The 17458-nt window shown below is 69.4% G+C and carries 14 protein-coding genes; 3 read left to right on the top strand and 11 right to left on the bottom strand.

Annotated features, from left to right (window positions below):
• Positions 1-12: 12 nt before the first annotated feature.
• Genes WG902_RS05325 through hydA form a run of 3 tightly spaced genes read right to left on the bottom strand, consistent with a single transcriptional unit; the run spans position 13 to position 3205 of the window.
• Positions 13-1011, bottom strand: coding sequence for a TRAP transporter substrate-binding protein (locus WG902_RS05325; RefSeq protein WP_340058898.1), 999 nt, complete (start codon positions 1009-1011; stop codon positions 13-15).
• A 15-nt stretch (positions 1012-1026) separates the two neighbouring features.
• Positions 1027-1773, bottom strand: coding sequence for an aspartate/glutamate racemase family protein (locus WG902_RS05330; RefSeq protein ID WP_340058899.1), 747 nt, complete (start codon positions 1771-1773; stop codon positions 1027-1029).
• A gap of 13 nt (positions 1774-1786) precedes the next feature.
• Positions 1787-3205, bottom strand: coding sequence for a dihydropyrimidinase (gene hydA, locus WG902_RS05335; RefSeq protein WP_340059443.1), 1419 nt, complete (start codon positions 3203-3205; stop codon positions 1787-1789).
• 308 nt (positions 3206-3513) lie between these two features.
• Between hydA and WG902_RS05340 the strand changes: the two genes are divergently transcribed.
• From WG902_RS05340 to WG902_RS05350, 3 genes are all read left to right on the top strand, one after another.
• Positions 3514-4239, top strand: a complete 726-nt coding sequence (locus WG902_RS05340) for a maleate cis-trans isomerase family protein (protein WP_340058900.1) — start codon at positions 3514-3516, stop codon at positions 4237-4239.
• Positions 4230-4934 carry a GntR family transcriptional regulator gene (locus WG902_RS05345; RefSeq protein WP_340058901.1) on the top strand — a complete coding sequence of 235 codons (705 nt, stop codon included), beginning with the start codon at positions 4230-4232 and terminating at the stop codon, positions 4932-4934. The genes WG902_RS05340 and WG902_RS05345 overlap by 10 nt, the downstream gene beginning before the upstream one ends.
• Before the next feature lie 167 nt (positions 4935-5101).
• A complete protein-coding gene (locus WG902_RS05350) occupies positions 5102-7168 on the top strand; it encodes a DUF6600 domain-containing protein (protein ID WP_340058903.1) in 2067 nt (688 codons plus the stop codon).
• A 114-nt stretch (positions 7169-7282) separates the two neighbouring features.
• On the opposite strand, the gene fusA is transcribed toward WG902_RS05350, so the two are convergent.
• From fusA to phnA, 8 genes are all read right to left on the bottom strand, one after another.
• Positions 7283-9337 carry an elongation factor G gene (gene fusA, locus WG902_RS05355; RefSeq protein ID WP_340058904.1) on the bottom strand — a complete coding sequence of 685 codons (2055 nt, stop codon included), beginning with the start codon at positions 9335-9337 and terminating at the stop codon, positions 7283-7285.
• A 61-nt stretch (positions 9338-9398) separates the two neighbouring features.
• The gene (locus WG902_RS05360; RefSeq protein ID WP_340058905.1) at positions 9399-10061 is read right to left on the bottom strand and encodes a 2-C-methyl-D-erythritol 4-phosphate cytidylyltransferase; all 663 of its coding nucleotides are present in this window, start codon (positions 10059-10061) and stop codon (positions 9399-9401) included.
• Positions 10058-10924 (bottom strand): hypothetical protein, encoded by an 867-nt coding sequence (locus WG902_RS05365; protein ID WP_340058907.1) that lies wholly within the window; start codon positions 10922-10924, stop codon positions 10058-10060. The genes WG902_RS05360 and WG902_RS05365 overlap by 4 nt, the downstream gene beginning before the upstream one ends.
• A gap of 39 nt (positions 10925-10963) precedes the next feature.
• Entirely contained in the window at positions 10964-13369 is a 2406-nt protein-coding gene (locus WG902_RS05370; protein WP_340058908.1) for a GcvT family protein, read from the bottom strand.
• A gap of 5 nt (positions 13370-13374) precedes the next feature.
• Complete coding sequence (locus WG902_RS05375) at positions 13375-14220, bottom strand: EamA family transporter (RefSeq protein WP_340058910.1); 846 nt, start codon at positions 14218-14220, stop codon at positions 13375-13377.
• Positions 14217-14768 (bottom strand): phosphonate degradation HD-domain oxygenase, encoded by a 552-nt coding sequence (locus tag WG902_RS05380; RefSeq protein ID WP_340058912.1) that lies wholly within the window; start codon positions 14766-14768, stop codon positions 14217-14219. The genes WG902_RS05375 and WG902_RS05380 overlap by 4 nt, the downstream gene beginning before the upstream one ends.
• A gap of 9 nt (positions 14769-14777) precedes the next feature.
• Complete coding sequence (phnY, locus tag WG902_RS05385) at positions 14778-16193, bottom strand: phosphonoacetaldehyde dehydrogenase (RefSeq protein ID WP_445263667.1); 1416 nt, start codon at positions 16191-16193, stop codon at positions 14778-14780.
• Positions 16194-16236: 43 nt separating this feature from the next.
• Entirely contained in the window at positions 16237-17451 is a 1215-nt protein-coding gene (gene phnA / locus WG902_RS05390; RefSeq protein WP_340058913.1) for a phosphonoacetate hydrolase, read from the bottom strand.
• Positions 17452-17458 lie beyond the last annotated feature (7 nt).

The raw sequence follows: 17458 nt of genomic DNA on the forward strand, positions 1-17458 counted from the left end.
TTATCCATCGCCTCAGTGCTTGGCCGCTTCGCTCAGCACCTGGTTGACCAGGTCGGCACCGGCGCGCTTTTTCACGCCATCGATCACGGCGGGCAAGGCGATCTTGCGCATTTCCGCGCGCGCGGCGGGCGAGACCTCGGTGTAGGTCATCCTGGCCTTGAGCTCGGCAAAGCGCCTGGCATCGTCCTCGGCGGCCAGCTTGCGCTGGTGGGCGATGGTGACAGTCATGGCGTCGCGAACGGCCTTCTGGAACTCGGGCTTCAGCTGTTCGAAAGCCCGCTTGCTGGCCACCACGGCGATGAAATCGAAGAAGTGGCCGGTGTTGGACAGGTGTTTCTGCACCTCGCTGTAGCGGTTGGCCGCGATCACCGAGTAGGGGTTTTCCTGGCCGTCCACCACCCGCTGCTCCAGCGCGGAATACAGCTCCTTCACGTCCATGGCTACCGGGTTGGCGCCCAGGGCGCGGAAGGTGTTCAGGTGGGTTTCGTTGGGCTGCAGGCGGACCTTCAGGCCGTCGAGATCCGCCTTCGAGCGGATCGGTGTCTTGCTGTTGGTGACGTGGCGCATGCCCAGTTCCATCCAGCCCAGCGAGATGAACCCTTTGTCCTGCAACTTCTTGTCGATCGCGTCCCCGACCGGGCCGTCGATCACTCGAAAGGCCGATTCGCGATTGGCGAAAACGAAGGGCAGGCTCACCGCCTCCAGTTCCGGTGCGATGCGCGAGAGGAACGCGGCGCCGACCCAGGTGATCGCCAGCGTGCCGGAACGCACTGCGTCCACGTTCTCCTTGGCGCCGCCGAGCTGCATGGCGGGGAACACGTCCACCTGCAGCTGGTTGTTGGTGAGGCGCGCCAGTTCCTTCTTGAACACCTGGTCGACCGCCACGCTCGACGGGTGTTCGCTGGCGAAGTTGCCGGCGATTTGCAGCTTCTGCTGCGCGGCGGCGGGCAGCGCGGCGCCAAGCGCGAGCAGGGCGGCGAAGGCGATGCGGGTGATGGTGCGAGTCGGCATGGCGGGTCCTGAAGTTCAGCGGGGTGAATCGAGCAGCCGCGCGATCGCGTCGGGCAGGCCGCGGTGGGGTTTGGCGGGCGGCATCGCGAAGCTGCCCTGGCGGGGGCGGCCCGGCTTGAGCGCGGCCAGCGTTTCGGCGTGGCGCACCGCGCTGGAGACGCCGTCGACCACGGGCACCGGTAGCCAGCCGTGCAGCGAACGCGCCAGGCCCGCCAGCGGCGCGCCGGCCAGCACGATCACTTCGGCGCCGTCTTCGGCGACGGCACGTTCGGCCAGGGCCTGCAATGCCTGCGCGTGTTCTTCCTGCACGCTGGAAATTCCCGAAAGCGGGCGATCCAGCGCGCGAATGCTGGCCAGGCGCGGGCCGAAGCCGTAGCTTTCCACCACCTCGCGGTACCAGGCCTGGATGCGCTGGGAGATGGCGATGATCGAAATGCGGTGCCCGAGCAAGTGGGCGCTGGCGAGCGCCGCCTCGGTCATCCCGGTCACCGGGACCGGCAGCACTTCGCGCAGGCCCGAGAGACCGGGGTCTCCGAACGCAGCCACCACCACGGCGTCGTAGTTCGCCGCGTGTTCGGCGGCGAGCTGCGCAGTGGCATAGGCTCCGATCAGCGCCTCGAAGCGGGTCTCGATGTAGGCCACGCCAAAAGGCGCGGTCAGCACCTCGACCTCGGTCCCCGGCGACGCGCTGCGCTGCGCCTCGGCGCGGATCAGCGCGGACACGCTGTCGGTGGTGTTGGGATTGATCAGCAGGATGCGCATGGTGGCGGGTTCCTCAAGGACGCCTGGGCAACAGCGTCGGCGTGCCGCACGGCAGGAACCTGCCGCGACCGGCCTGGCCCGTGAACGACTGGCCGTCCCACACCACTTCGCCTCTGCTGAGGGTCAGGCCGGGCCACGCTTTCAGCTGCATGCCTTCGTAGGGCGTGTAGTCCACCGCGTGATGCAACTTGCGGTTGTCGATGGCCAGCGCGCGCTCGTCCCAGACCACCAGGTCTGCGTCGCTGCCGACGGCGATGGTGCCCTTGCGCGGATGCAGTCCGTAAGCCTTGGCGGGGTTGGTGGCGGTCAACTCCACGAACTTCTGCAGCGTGATGCGGCCGGCCAGCACGCCCTCGGAATACAGCAGCGGCAGCCGGGTCTCCAGGCCGGGAATCCCGTTGGGGATGTGGCGGAAGGCCACCTCTTCGCCGCCGGGCTTCTTGCCCTGCGCATCGTCGTAGCGGAAAGGCGCGTGGTCGGACGAGAACACCGTGAACAGCCCGTCGCCGAGGCCGTCCCAGATGACCTGCTGGTTGGCCTTGTCGCGCGGCGGCGGGCTGCAGATGCAGCGCGCGCCCTGGTAGCTGTCGTCGATCCCCAGGTCCTCCGCGGTGAGGAACAGGTACTGCGGGCAGGTCTCGGCGAACACCGACAGTCCGTGCGCACGGGCCCAGCGGATCTGCTCGATGGCTTCGCGGCCGGACACGTGCACGATCAGGATCGGCACGTCCACCAGTTCGGACAAGGCGATCGCGCGATGCGTGGCCTCGCGCTCCACCAGCATCGGCCGGGCGTGGGCATGCCACCGGGGCGCGGTGCGGCCGGCGGCCTCCAGCCGTTTGGTCAGCCACTCGATGCAGTCCGCGTTCTCTGCATGGATCATGGCCAGCGCACCGTGGGTGCGGGCGACGTCGAGCACGTCCAGGATCTGCCCGTCGTCCAGCTTCAGGTCGTCGTAGGTCATGTAGACCTTGAACGACGTATAGCCCTGCGAGATGAGGCGCGGCAATTCAACGGCCAGCACGTTCGACGTGGGGTCGCTGACGATCAGGTGGAAGGCGTAGTCGATGCAGGCCTTGCCTTCGGCGCGCGCGTGGTAGTCCACCACCGCGGCTTCGAGCGACTGCCCCTTCATCTGCGCGGCGAAGGGGATCACGGTGGTGGTGCCGCCGCAGGCCGCCGAGCGCGTGCCGGAGAGGAAGTCGTCGGCCATCTTTGCCGGACCCTCCATGGGCTGGTCGAGATGGCAGTGCGCGTCCACGCCACCGGGCGTGACGGTGCGGCCGGCGGCGTCGATCTCGCGCTGCCCGGGCGGCAGGCCGGCGCCGAGCAGGGCCACACGGCCGTCGCGGATGCCGATGTCGCAGTCGAACGTGTCGCTGGCAGTGGCGACACGCGCATTGCGGACGACCAGGTCGAGAGCGTCGGCCATCACGAACCGGCCCGGCGCACCACGCGAGTGCAAGGCAGGCTCCAAGAAAGTGCGGACAGTCTTGTCGACAATCTTGCTATGGGTTTCAGGTGGAGAAATCCGGTCACTGTCATGGTGTTTCGAGGGACAACTTGCAACTTCCGAGCCATGGCGACGGTTCGCGACGCCCAGTTGCACTGCCGCGAATATGGCCGAAAGGAAGACGTTGCGGCGCAGGTGTTTACACTAATGTCGACAATCGGTCGCAAAAGTCGCCGGCCCGATGCTTCATACTGCGCCTGAGTCCGACCTCCACAGGAACCTGAACCGTGTCCCGAACCTTGCGCCTGGGGGTGCTGACCCCGTCTTCGAACACTGCGCTGGAGCCGCTGACCAGCGCGCTGGTCGCGGCGCTCCCGGGCGCCAGCGCCCACTTCTCGCGCTTCAAGGTCACGGAGATCGCTCTGGATGCCGCGGCCCTGGGGCAATTCGATGACAGCAAGATCCTGGCGGCGGCCGAACTGCTGGCAGATGCCAAGGTGGATGTGATCGGCTGGAGCGGCACGTCGTCGGGCTGGCTCGGCTTCGACCGCGACCGCAAGCTGGTGGAGCGGATCCGGGAGCGGACCGGCATCGTGGCCACCACCGCTGTACTGGCACTGAATGACTTGCTGGCGCTCAAGCAGGTGCGCCGGCTCGGCCTCGTCACCCCTTACACCGCTGACGTCCAGCAGAAGATCGTCGCGAACTACGCCGCGCTGGGCATCGAGGTGGTGGCGGAACGCCACTTGGGCATCCGCGTGAACCACGACTTTGCCGGCGTTACTGCGAAGACGCTGCGCGAGCTGATGGCCGAGGTGGCGCCAGCGCGCCCCCAGGCCATCACGACCTTCTGCACGAACCTGAACGCCGCACCGCTGGCGGCGCAGGTCGAAAGCGAGCTCGGCATCCCGCTGCTCGATACCGTCAGCACCACCGTCTGGGGGATGGTCCGCGCTGCGGGCGCCTCGCCAGCGTCGATCACCGGCTGGGGGGAGCTGTTCCAATGGACGTGAGCCGCAAGGGCACGGGCAACCGCGCGGAGCGCGAGAAGACGGTCGACGAGATCTACGAGCGGATCTACGTCGCCATCCTCGAGCACCGGCTGCACCCGGGCACCAAGCTCGGCGAGGAACGCATGGCGGACATCTTCGGGGTCAGCAGGGCGCGCGTGCGGGAGGTGCTGGCCCGCCTGGCGCACGAGCAGATCGTGGAGCTGTTCCCCCAGCGCGGCGCCTATGTGGCCAAGCCCACCACCGAACAGGCCCGCGATGTCTTCGAGGCGCGCCGGCTGATCGAGCCCGCCGTGCTGCGTCGGCTGATCGACACGCTGACGCCGGAGAAGACCCAGCGGCTGCGCCAGCACGTCGAACTGGAGGCGGATGCGCGCCGCCGGGGCGACAAGCGGGCCGTGATCCGCCTGTCCGGCGAGTTCCACACGCTTTCGGCGGAGCTTGCGGGCAACTCCGCGCTGGCGCGCAGCATGCGCGAGCTGTGCATGCTGACCTGCCTGACCATCTTCCTGTACGACGCGCCGACAGCGCAGAGCTGCCGGGATGACGAGCACCAGATGATCATCGATGCGGTGGCCAAGCGGGACCGCGCCCGCGCGGAAAAGCTGATGCTCGACCACCTGGACCATATAGAAGGCAGCCTGCAGCTCGATCAGAGCAACGGCGAGGCTGACCTGGAGGCGATCTTCCGGGGGTGACCGCGCTGTGCAGAAAATCACGAACCCTCGTGTTCACTGCCGTCGCGCTGCAAATCTCTTTACGCAGGGTTTACTCCCACAGGGGGGTCTCGCGCGTTGAGGGAACATATCCAGTTCTCTCACAGCCTGCCATGCACCATATGACTTACAAATCTCTTTGGCGTAGCTTGCCCTGGCTTGCCGCGCTCATGCTGTCCTGGTTCTCCCTGGCCGCCTTCGCGCAGCAAGCGCCACAGGGTGAAGCCGAGGTAGACCCTCCCGGTCGCGTGGCGCACATCAGCGCCCGCCAGGGCGAGGTCGTCTTCGCCCCCGACGGCGAGGACGAATGGATCGAGCTGCCGCAGAACCGGCCGCTGACCGACGGTGACCGGTTGTGGAGCGACCGCGGCGCGCGGGCCGAGATGCAACTCGACACCGCCACCCTCCACGTCGGCGGCGAAACCCATGTCGGCGTCAGCGTCCTGGACGACAAGGCCACGCAGCTGATCCTGGAGCAAGGCTCCATGAACGTGCGCTTGCGGGAACTGGAGCCAGGCGAGAACTTCGAGGTCGACACGCCCAACGTCGCGGTGCGCATGGTGCAGCCTGGCGACTACCGGGTGGACGTGGACGACAAGGGCGGCCAGACCCGCGTGACGGTGCTGCTCGGCGCGGTCACGGTGTTCGGCGACGGGTCGCAGTCCATCAACATCGCTGCCGGCCAATCGATCGTCTTCACCGGCCGGGCGCTGGCGCAGGTGCAGGGTCCGGCCTTCCGGCCCGACGAGCTGGCCCAGTGGGCCGGCGAGCGCAACCGCGCCGAAGAGCAGTCCGTGTCGGCGCGCTACGTGCCGCGCAGCGTGGTGGGTCATGCGCAGCTGGACCAGCATGGCGACTGGCAGCAGTCGCCCGAGCACGGCGCGGTCTGGTATCCCCGCACCACGCCCGAGAACTGGGCGCCGTACCGCCAGGGCCGCTGGACGCACGTCGCTCCCTGGGGCTGGACCTGGGTGGACGAGGCTCCGTGGGGCTTCGCTCCGTTCCACTACGGCCGCTGGACGCAGGTCAACAACCGCTGGGGCTGGGTGCCCGGCCGGCTGGCCCCGCGCCCGGTGTATTCGCCCGCGCTGGTCGTGTTCCTCGGCGGCGGCCCCAGCGCCAGCTTGCAGGTGCGTGGCGGCCCCGGCGTCGGCTGGTATCCGCTGGCTCCCGGTGAAGTGTGGTGGCCGGCTTTCCGCGCCTCGCCGCGCTACTTCGGCGGCGTCAATTTCGGCTACAACGTGCGGGCCTATCCGCGTGGCTACAGCAACTACTACTGGGCGCGCCGCCCCTACGCCGTGACCGCGGTGCAGATCGGCGACTTCCGCCTCGGCCGCCCGGTGTACCGCGGCTGGGCACCGTTGAATGCGCAAGTGATCGCCACCGCCCGCATCGGCTTCGCGCCGGCCCGTCCGACCCGCGTCGAACTGCGCGCAGTCCATGGCTCAGCCGTCGTGCGGCTGCAGGCGCGTCCGGCGAGTGTCCGCACCGTCGGGGCGGCGCACTTTGCCGATCGGCGCAAGCAGGAAATCCGCAGTGCCGGCCGCGCCGCGGATGACCGTGGCAACCGTGCGCAGGCAGCGGGTCGCGGCGCCGATGAGCGTGGTAACCGTGCCCAGGCAGCGGGCCGTGGCGGCGATGAGCGTGGCAACCGTGCCCAGGCGGCGGGCCGCGGGGATGGCGACAACCGCCAGCCGCAGCGCGCAGCGCAACGTGACCAGCAACGCGGCGGCAACGACGACCGTGCCAGCAACCGCCCGAACCCGCGTGGCGACAATGACCGTGCAGCCCGGCGCCAGGGCGACGACAACGATCGCGGCGCGCGCCAAGGCGCCCGCGAAGACCGCCCCGGTCGTGGCCCGGAGGCTCGTGAAGAGCGTGGCGGCGGGCGCGGACCCGAAGCCGGCCGGGATCGTCCGGGCCGTGGTCCGCAAGCCCGCGAAGAGCGCGGTGGCGGCAGGGGTCCGGAAGCCCGCGAAGAGCGCGGCCGCGGCGCCGAGGTGCGCCAGGAGCGCGAGCAGCGCATGCAGCAGCGCCAGGAACGCCAGGCCCGCCAGGAACGGGCGGAACGCCCGGAAGCCGCGCAGCCGCAGCGGCCCGAACGCGCCGAGGCCCCCCGCCAGCAGCGCGCCGAGCAGCCGCAGCGCGAGGCGCGCGAACAGCGTGGCGGTGGCCGCGCCCGCGACAAGGACGACGACGAGCGTCCGCGCCGCTGATCTCCCGGGCCCGGCCTCGCGGCCGGGCGCATGTTGTGTGTGAAGAAGCAGGGAACGCCTGCCCTCCTGGAGGGCGGGCGTTTTCCTTTGTGGCGGCGCCCGGTGCGCGCCGCTTCAGGCGTCGTCCCGGATCTTGTATTGCGAAGCGAGTTGCGCCTGCACCGCCGGCGGCACCGGCTCGTAGTGGCTGAAGGCGATGGTGTAGCGGCCCTGGCCGCCGGTCAGCGAATTCAGCCGTGACTGGTAGCTGGCCAGCTCCGACAGCGGCGCCTGCGCCAGCACCGTCAACGCGCCCGCACTGGCCGACTGCGTGCCGCTCACCTGCCCCCGCCGCGACGCCAGGTCCCCGGTGATGTCGCCCATGTGCTGCTCCGGCGCCGCGATCTCCACGTGGACGATCGGCTCCAGCACGCACGGCCGGGCCGACTGCACGGCGGAAGCCAACGCCTTCTTCGCGGCCGTCACGAACGCGATCTCCTTGCTGTCCACCGTGTGGTGCTTGCCGTCGTAGACGACGACCTTCAGGTCCACCACCGGGTAGCCGGCGATCACGCCCTGCTCCATGGCCAGGCGCACGCCCTTCTCCACCGCCGGCATGAAGTTGTGCGGGATGGCCCCGCCCTTGACCTCGTCGACGAACTCGAATCCGCTGCCGCGCGGCAACGGCTCGATGCGCAGGAACACCTCGCCGAACTGGCCGGCGCCGCCGGTCTGCTTCTTGTGGCGGTGGTGGCCTTCGGCGGGAGCTGTGATGGTCTCGCGGTACGCAATGCGCGGTGGCCGCGTCTCCACCTGGCAGTTGTGGACGTCGGTCAGCCGGTCCAGCAGCGTGCGCAGGTGCAGCTCGCCCAGGCCATAGACGACGGTCTCGTTGGTGCTGGCCGCGTGGTCCACGCGCAGGCACGGGTCTTCGCTCACCAGCTTGATCAGGATGTCGTGCAGCCGTTGCTCGTCGCCGCGGCGCTTGGGCGAGATCGCCAGGCCATGCACGGCCACCGGGAACTCCAGCGGCTTCAGGTGGATGTGCGCGTCCTCCGCCGCATCGTGCAGCACCGCGTCGTAGTGCAGTTCCTCCACCTTCGCGATCGCGCAGAGGTCGCCGGGTACCGCCTTCGCCACCTCCTTCAGCTCCCGGCCCTGCAGCATGAAGAGGTGGCCCACTTTAAAAGGGCGGCGGCTGTCCCCGACGTAGAGCTGGCTGTCGCGCGTGATGGTGCCCTGGTGCACCCGCATCACGCCCATCTTGCCCACGTAAGGATCCTGCGTGACCTTGAACACGTGGGCCAGCACGTGCTTGCCCGCATCGGCCACCGCCGCCACCGGTTTCGCGCTACTGCCTTCGCCTTCCAGGAAGGCCGGGGGATTGCTCTCGGTGGGATCGGGCAGCAGCCGCTCGATCACGTCCAGCAGCTCGGGCACGCCGGCCCCGGTGCGAGCCGATACGAAGCAGATCGGCACCAGGTGGCCTTCGCGCAGCGCTTGCTCCAGCGGCGCGTGCAATTCGGCCGGATCGACGTCGCCGTCGTTGAGGTAGCGCTCGACGAACGCGGCATCGACCTCGACCACCTGCTCCACCAGCGCCCGATGCGCCTGCTCGATGGAGGAGAAATCGGGCGGCGGCCCGTCGTCCTTCATCTTCCAGAAGCAGTCCAGCACGCGTTCGCCCTTTTGCGACGGCAGGTTCATGGGCAGGCATTCCTTGCCGAACACCTCCTGGATCCGCGTCACCAGGCCCTGCAGGTTGGCGCCCTGCGCATCGATCTTGTTGACGATGATGATGCGGTCGCGCTCGCGCTGCTTCGCCCACTCCATCATGCGCACGGCCATCGGCTCGATGCCTGTGACGGCGTTGATGACGATGGCCGCGGTCTCCACCGCCTCCAGCGCGGGCAGCGACTGGCCCAGGCAGTCGGCGGCGCCGGGCGTGTCGATCAGGTGCGTGAGGATGCCGCGGTGCTCGAAGTGCATGAGCGTCGAATTGAGCGAACGCAGTGCCTTCTTCTCCAGCGGGTCATGGTCGGAGACGGTGCTGCCCCGCTCCACGCTGCCGGGGGCGCCCACCACCCCCGCCTTCCACAGCAAGGCCTCGGCCAGGCTGGTCTTGCCGGCGGCGCTGGGGCCGACCAGGGCCACGGTGCGCCGTGTGGCGATGTCGCGATGGGTGGCCACAGGACTCTCCAGCAACACGGGAGGACCATCCTACGCAGCTCGCCCGCCGGCTGCAATCGTGTCAGCTCTGCAGTTGGGCAAGCAGCGCCTGCGCCAGCTGCCAGTCCTCCGGCGTGGTCAGCTTGATGTTGAGCCGCTCACCCGTCACGCACGTCACCTCCTGGCCGGCCATCAACATCAGTTCGATGGTGGAGGACGCGACCCAGCCTGCGCGCGTTGCGCGGCCCGTCACCTCGCGCAGCAACGAGGTGGCGTAGGCGTGCGGCATGCTGATGGAGCCGCTGCCGGCTGCCGGATGCGCGCGCAGCACGCGCTCGCCTTCGATTTCGAGCCAGGGCACCACCGCGGGCACGCACGCCGCGGCCGCGCCGGTGCCGGCCGCGGCCGCCAGGACCCGGCGCGCCAGGGCGACGGAGGCGAACGGGTTGGCCGCATCCCAGAGCAGGCACCAGGGGCGCGTGGCCGCAGCCGTCAGCCGCTCGATGCTTTCCTGGCGGGTGGCGCCGCCGGCGACGGCCGTTGCAGGCGCGGCAAGCGTGCATCCTGGCGCGATCGCCACCAGCACCTCGGCGCCAACCTGCGTGGCCTTGTCCAGGATCCATTCGATGACGGGGCGGCCGTGCAGCGGCAACGAGGCCTTGGGACCCATGCCGAGGCGCCCGCCGATGCCGGCTGCGGGGATGAGGACCGAGACCTGCTCGCGCGTCGGTACGCTGGCCGTCATGTTGCGGCGCCCGCTTCCAGCGCTTCACGCCAGCCGCGCAGCTGCGCGTCCTCCCCGGCCCGCGCGGCGATCTGCGCGAGCACGCCGCGGGTGCGCGGCAGGTTGCCGGTGAGCCAGCATTGGCACAGGCTCTTCAACGCCCAGCAGCGCCAGTTCAGGTTCAGGTCCTGCAGCGACGGGTTGGAGACCAGCGTGTCCCAGTCGGCCTGCGGCGTGCGCCAGCCTGCTCCGTAGAGCGCAGCCAGCACTTGATCGGGTGCGGACGGCCACCAGGCCGGGCCGGCGGGGCCGTCGCGCGGCGCCAGCTCGAACCAGGGCAGCGCCACCAGCCGCTGGTGCGAGGGCGGCCGTCCATACAGCCACACGCCGCCTTCGACGCGGCCGCGCATCGGATCGCGGCGCAGCCCGAACAGGTCCAGCGACGTCCCGGTGCCAGGCTCGACATAGGTGGCCACGTTGGCGAAAGGCGGGACGTCGCTTGCGCGTTGCAGGCCCCACTGCACCAGCAGCCGTCCGGCCAGGGCGAAGTCCTCCAGCCAGACCCCGACGTCCACGTCCTTGTCTTCGGGCAGCAGGCGCCCCGCGCGTTCGAGCCCGAGCAGCGTGCCGGCATAGGGAAAGACGTGGCAGTCGGCGGCCTTGAACGCCGCCAGCAGCTGCCACACGAGCGTGCGTACCTCGGGCTCGTTCCATGGAATGGATGCGCGTTCCTGTTTCGGGACGAACCCTGCGCGGGTCACTTCGGCCAGCGCGTCGAGCACTTCCACCAGCCGCACGTGCATCACTTCGAGATCGCCGCCCAGCAATGCCGCATGCATCGCGGCCAGGCCGGACTCGATGCGGGGCAGCGCCGGGTGCGTCATGGCGGCGACTCTAGCAGTGCGGCCCGGCCGCGCCCAGCCTCACCGGGGCGGCCACTGGTCGTGCAGTTCCACGGGGACGCGTTCGCCCCACAGCAGGATGTGCGCCGGCGTGGCGGCATGCGGCACGTTGGCGGCCGCGCCACGCACATAGCCGAGGCCGACGCACGCGCCCGCCAGCGGACTGAAGCCGACGGAACCGAGCTCCCCGGCAGGTGCCCCGTGCAGTTCGATGCTCTCGCCGCCCCACGCGTACGCCTGCGGGTCGCGCAGCACCACGCTCACCAGCTTCTTGCGCAGCGGCTGGCCGCGCTGCGCGGCGAGCGCGTCGCGACCGAGAAAGCCGCCGGGCTTGTCCATCTTCACGCTGAAGTGAAGCCCGGCTTCCCACGGTGTTTCGTCGGGGCCGAGCTCGGCCCCCCAGGCGCGGCGGCCCTGCTCAATGCGCAGCGCGTCGAGTGCGTAGTAGCCGGCGTCGCGCAGGCCGAGTCCCGCCCCCGCTTCGGTCAGCGCCAGGTACACGTGGCGCGCCATCTCGATGGGCACGTACAACTCGAAGCCCGGGCCGCCCACGTAACTCATGCGCGCGGCGGTCACGCGGGCGTGGCCCAGGTCGATCTCGCGGGTCCACGAAAAGCGCAGCGCGTCGGGGGAGAGGTCGTCGGGGCTCACGCGCGCCAGCAGTTCGCGCGACCTGGGGCCCATCACGGAGAGCACGCTGTACAGCGCCGACACGTCGGTCAGCGTCACGTGCGCGTCCGCATCGACGTGGCGGCGGATCCAGTCGGCGTCGCGCGTGGATTGCGCCGAACCGGTGACCAGCAGGAAGCGGTCGGGGCCTTGCCGCATCACGGTAAGGTCGGTTTCGATGCCGCCGCGCGCGTTGAGCATCGGCGTGTAGACCATGCGGCCCACCGGCACGTCCATGTCGTTGGCACACAGGCGCTGCAGCAAAGCCAGCGCGTCGCGGCCTTGCAGCAGCAGCTTGCCGAAGGAAGTCTGGTCGTACAGCGCCACGTGTTCGCGGGTGGCGCGTTGTTCGTCGATCATCCAGGGGAGCCAGCCGGGTGCCGAGAGGGTCGGCTCGGGGCGGGCCGCCGTGCCACGGAAATAGTTCACCCGCTCCCATCCGTTCTTGCTGCCGAACTCCGCTCCCTTGCCCTTCAGCAAGTCGTACAGCGGCGACGTCCGCAACGGCCGCGCGGTCTCGAGTTCCTGCCGCGGCCAGCGCATCGCGTAGTGCAGCCCGAGCGTTTCGCCGGTGCGTTCGGCCAGCGCCTTGCGGTTGCCGGTGAAGCTGGCGAAGCGGCGGATGTCCACGTCCCATACATCGGTGCTCGGCTCGCCGCCGACCACCCATTCCGCGATCAGGCGTCCGGCGCCGCCGCTGTTGGCGATGCCGGCGGAGTTGAAGCCGGCGCAGACGAAGTAGTTGCGCAGCTCAGGCGCCTCGCCCAGGATGAAGTTGCCGTCGGGGGTGAAGCTTTCCGGGCCGTTCAGCAGCATCTTGATCTCCGCGGTCTCCAGGCATGGCGTGCGATGGATCGCGTTCTTCATCAGGATCTCGAACTGGTCCCAGTCCTCGTCGAGCAGCTGGAACTGGAAGGTCGATGGAATCGGGTCCACCTTCCAGGGTTTGGCCTGCGGCTCGAAGCCGCCCATCACCAGTCCGCCGACTTCCTCCTTGTAGTAGATGAAGCCGTCGGGGTCGCGCAGCACCGGCATCTCCGGCAGCACGCCGGGGATGCGGCCGGTGACGATGTAGAAGTGCTCGGCCGGATACAGCGGCACGTTGACGCCGGCGAGCCTGCCGAACTGGCGGGCCCACTGGCCGCCGCAGTTGATGACGACCTCGCAAGTCACTTCGCCTTGCGCCGTGGCGATGCCGGTCACGCGTTCGCGCGAGATCGTGACGCCTGTCACCTCCACGCCCTCGACGATCTTCACGCCGCGCTGGCGCGCGCCCTTGGCCAGCGACATGCACAGGTCCGCCGGGTTGGCCTTGCCGTCGCCGGGTAGCCAGAGCGCGCCCTGGAGGTCATCGGTACGCAGCACCGGCGCCTTCTCTCCCGCTTCGGCCGGCGAGATCTCGTGGCACTCCACGCCGAAGCTGCGCGCCATGGCGAGTTGCTTGCGCAGCACCTTCATGCGTTCCGGCGTCTTCGCCACGTTGACGCTGCCACACTGCTTCCAGCCGGTGGCCAGGCCGGTCTCGGCTTCGAGCGTGGCGTACAGCTCGATGCCGTACTTGCTCATTTGCGTCATCGTGCGGTTGGGCCGCATCTGGCCGACCAGCCCGGCGGCGTGCCAGGTGGTTCCGCTGGTCAACTGGCCCTGCTCCAGCAGCAGCACGTCGGTCTTTCCGAGTTTCGCCAGGTGATAGGCCGTCGAGCAGCCGGCGATGCCGCCGCCGACGATGACGATCTGCGCATGCGTGGGCAAGGCCATCGTCGTCACCCCATGCGCAAGGCCATCACGCCGGCCACGATGGCGGCGGTGCCGACGGCACGGCGGACCGTGAAAGTCTCTTTCAGGAACCAGGTGCCGAGCAAGGCGGCGAACAGCACCGACGTCTCGCGCAGCGCCGCGACCGTGGCCACCGGCGCCCGCGTCATCGCCCACAAGGCGATGCCGTAGGAACCCAGCGACGCCGAAGCCCCGACCAATGCCAGCGGCGCGCGCTGGCGCGCGTAAGGCCATGCGGTGGCCCAGCCACGCCGCGCCAGCACGATCGCGGCGAAGGGCCAGCCGTCCAGCACGAACAGCATCGCCACGTACTGCAGCGGGTTGCCGGATTGACGTGCGCCCAACGCGTCCACGACGGTGTAGATCGCGATGATGACGGCGTTGGTCAACGCGAAGCCCACCGCGCGCGGCGAGTCCATGGCGTGGCGCGACAGGCCGAGCGCCAGCACGCCGCAGCTGACGCCGATCACGCCGGCCCAGGACAGCGGCGACAGCGTTTCGCCGACCGTCAGCGTGGCGGACAGCGCCACCAGCAGCGGCGCCGTGCCGCGCATCAGCGGATATGTGAGCCCGAGGTCGCCATGCTTGTACGCGCCGGTGAGTGCGATGTAGTAGCCGATGTGGATGACGACGGAAGCCGCGATGTAGGGCCACGACGACGGCGGCGGCAACCCCACGATCACCAGCAGCGGAATGCCGACGAGGGAGCCCATGAGGTGGATCACCGCCGTGTCCAGCGCCTTGTCCGCGCTGGACTTCACCATCGCGTTCCAGCCCGCGTGCAGCAGCGCGCCGAACAGCACCGCCGCCACGACGGGCCAGGTGAGGATCATGGGGCCAGCGCGCAACGCCGCGCGCGTTGCAGGTAGTGCGCCAGCGGCGGTGTGCCGAGTCCTTCGGTCTTGGCGCGGTCGTCCCAGATGCGCAGGCGGACGGCGCGGCCGGCGCCCGGCCGGGCGATGAACGCATCGGCCTCGCCCGCGTCGAACACGCCGCCCTGCAGGACGAGCGAGCGTTTCGAGTCCTCCGACAAGGCCGCGTAGTAGTTGGCGTCGACGGCACACAGGTAGCGCTTGGCATCGACGTGGCCCTGGATCGCGCCGACGACCTCGTCGCGAAACAGCCCGCGCAGGAAAGGGATGGCGCGGTACTGGTGCAGGTCGTCCACCCCCTGCAGCGTGGGCGAGGCGCCCAGGTCGTGCAGCAGGTGGCCCAGGTCGTGCAGCAGCGCCGCCGTCACCAGTTCGTCGTCGGCATCTTCCTGTTCCGCCAGCAGCGCGCACTGCAAGGCGTGTTCCAGCTGCGTGACGGGCTCGCCGGTGTATTGCTCGTGGCCGCGCCTGGCAAAGAGCGTCTCGATGTCGTCCAGTGTGAGGGCCACGTGCGCGCCTCAGGCCCAGGGCAGCGAGTAGGTCTTGAGGTTGGTGAAGCTCTTCATCGCCTCCTGCACCCCTTCCTTGTAGCCGAGGCCGGAATCCTTGATGCCGCCGAAGGGCGTGAGCTCCAGGCGGTAGCCCGGCACCTCGCGCACGTTCACGGTGCCGACCTGCAGCTCGTCGACGAAGCGGGTGATGTAGTCCAGGCGGTTGGTGCAGACGGCGCTGGACAGGCCGTAGGCCGTGCCGTTGGAGATGCGGATCGCCTCGTCGATGTCGCCGAAGGTGATGATGGGCGAGACCGGGCCGAAGGTCTCCTCGCGCACCACGGTCATTTCGGGCCGTACGTTGTCGATCACGGTGGGGGCATAGCGCGCGCCCTGCCGCTGGTTGCCTGCGAGCAGCCGGGCGCCCTGCGACACCGCCTCCTTCACGCGCGACTCGAAGAGGCGCGCCGCCGCTTCGTCGATCACGGTGCCCATGTCGGTGGCCGGATCCATCGGGTCGCCGAACTTCCAGGCGCGCGTCTTCTCGACCACCAGCTCGGTGAAGCGGCCGGCCACCGACTGCTGCACCAGCATCCGCTTGACCGCGGTGCAGCGCTGGCCCGAGTTCTTGTACGAGCCCTGCACCGCGAGCGTCGCCGCCTCTTCCAGGTCGGCGTCTTCCATCACGATGAGGGGGTCGTTGCCGCCCAGCTCCAGCACCATGCGCCGGTAGCCGGCCTTGGAGGCGATGGACTTGCCGATGGCGACCCCGCCTGTGAAGGTGACGAGATCCACGTGGTCGTTGGTGATCAGTTCGTCGGCGACCTCGCGCGGGTCGCCGGTGACCACGCTCAGCATCTGCGGCGGCAGGCCGGCGCGGTACAGCAAATCGGCGAAGAAGATCGCGGAGAACGGCACCTTCTCCGATGGCTTGAGCACCATGCGGTTGTTGGTGGCGACGCTGGGCACGACCTTGTGCGCCACCTGGTTCATCGGGTGGTTGAAGGGCGTGATCGCGCTGATCACGCCCAGCAGCGGCGCGCGCTGCGTGTAGACGCGGCGCTTCTTGCCGTGCGGCGTGAGGTCGCAGCTGAAGATCTGGCCGTCGTCCTTCAGCACCTCCAGCGCGCCGAACAGCAGCACGTCGCTGACGCGGCCGGCTTCGTACGTGGAGTCCTTGAGCGACAGGCCCGACTCCGCCGTGATCAGCCGCGCGATGTCGTCGCGATGTTCGCGCACCAGTTCGGCTGCTTTCTGCAGGATGCCCGCGCGCTCGGCCCGGGTCAGCTTCGGCTGGCAGGCGTGCGCGCTGTCGAAGGCCCGGCGCACTTCCTCCAGCGTGGCCTTCGGAACGGAGCCGAGGCGCTCCTGGGTGTAGGGATTGAAGACTGCGATGCCCTGCTCACCGGTGCGCGTGCCCGCCGGCTTGCCGCCGATGCGCATGCGGTCGAGGGCGTGGTCGCGGATGAATTGCGCGATGCCGGCGTCATTGCGCATGGTTCAGCGCCAGGTCGAAGGCGTCGAAGTTGCGCAGGCGCCGGTTCGGGTCCAGGCCAGGCAGCGTGCGGTTGACGATGAGCGGCACGCGCTGCTCGCTGATGCCGCCATGCGAGCGCAGCGGAGCGTCCAGGCCGGAGAGGTCGTGCCGCTCGCGCGAAGTGCCGAGCACGGTGAAGCGCTCCGACACGCACACCAGGTCGCCGATGCGGTCCGGCGGCAGCTCGAACCGGCGCGCCGCCGCCTCGCGGTCCAGCACCACCTCCATGCCGCGCAAGGCCAGCAACTGCGACGTGATAGGCCCCGCCGCCAGTTCGGGCGGCAGGTACACGGTGGCATACGAACCCAGCGCGCCGTGGTGCACGACGTAAGGGTCGGTGATGGGCAGGATCACGCGGGCCTTGCCCGGTCCGATCGCACGGTCGAACCAGTCCTGCAGGTAGATCACGTCCGGACGGCCGTCCAGGCCCACCTTGGAATTCATGCCGTGGTCCGCCGTCAGCACGACGACGCAGCCTTGCGCGTCCAGCTCGCCGAGGTAGCGGTCCATCATCGCGCAGAAGGCATTGGCGCCCGGCGTGCCCGGGGCGTGCTTGTGCTGTACGTAGTCGGTGGTGGACAGGTACATCACGTCCGGCTTGCGGGTGCGCATCAACTGCACCCCGGCGGCGAAGACGAACTCGGAAAGCTCGGCGCTGTAGACATCCGGCACCGGCATGCGGACGAGATCGACCACGCCCGTGATGCCGTGTTCGGCCTGCGTCGCCTGGTCCGCCTTCTCGGAGGAAAAGCAGATGCCCCGCATGCCGTGGCCGAGCAGGCGGCGCAACTTGTCCTTGGCCGTGACGACGGCGACGGAATGGCCGGCGTCGGCCAGCGCCGCCAGCAGCGACGGTGCGCGCAGCCACTTGGGGTCGTTCATCATGACCTCGGTGCCGGTGGCCGCGTCGTAGATGAAATTGCCGCAGATGCCGTGCACGCTGGGCGGCGCGCCGGTCACGATCGACAGGTTGTTCGGATTGGTGAAGCTGGGCACCACGCAGTCGGCGATGAGCCCGGTGCCCTCGACCAGGACTCTCTTGAGCCAGGGCATGTGGCCGCCGGCCACTGCCAGCGCCAGGTAGTCCGGCTCGCAGCCATCGACACAGACCACCACCGTGGGTTGGCGGGGCGCGCGGTAGTTGCGCTGGTTGACGGTGAGCATGGCGCCT

It is taken from the genome of Ramlibacter sp. PS3R-8 (genome assembly GCF_037572435.1).
Lineage (GTDB): Bacteria > Pseudomonadota > Gammaproteobacteria > Burkholderiales > Burkholderiaceae_C > Ramlibacter.

Coding starts and splice junctions, on each gene's coding strand:
- WG902_RS05325 (WP_340058898.1), bottom strand. CDS start 1,011: ATGCCGACTCGCACCATCACCCGCATCGCCTTCGCCGCCCTGCTCGCG.
- WG902_RS05330 (WP_340058899.1), bottom strand. CDS start 1,773: ATGCGCATCCTGCTGATCAATCCCAACACCACCGACAGCGTGTCCGCG.
- hydA (WP_340059443.1), bottom strand. CDS start 3,205: ATGGCCGACGCTCTCGACCTGGTCGTCCGCAATGCGCGTGTCGCCACT.
- WG902_RS05345 (WP_340058901.1), top strand. CDS start 4,230: ATGGACGTGAGCCGCAAGGGCACGGGCAACCGCGCGGAGCGCGAGAAG.
- WG902_RS05360 (WP_340058905.1), bottom strand. CDS start 10,061: ATGACGGCCAGCGTACCGACGCGCGAGCAGGTCTCGGTCCTCATCCCC.
- WG902_RS05365 (WP_340058907.1), bottom strand. CDS start 10,924: ATGACGCACCCGGCGCTGCCCCGCATCGAGTCCGGCCTGGCCGCGATG.
- WG902_RS05370 (WP_340058908.1), bottom strand. CDS start 13,369: ATGGCCTTGCCCACGCATGCGCAGATCGTCATCGTCGGCGGCGGCATC.
- WG902_RS05375 (WP_340058910.1), bottom strand. CDS start 14,220: ATGATCCTCACCTGGCCCGTCGTGGCGGCGGTGCTGTTCGGCGCGCTG.
- phnY (WP_445263667.1), bottom strand. CDS start 16,193: ATGCGCATCGGCGGCAAGCCGGCGGGCACGCGCACCGGTGAGCAGGGC.
- phnA (WP_340058913.1), bottom strand. CDS start 17,451: ATGCTCACCGTCAACCAGCGCAACTACCGCGCGCCCCGCCAACCCACG.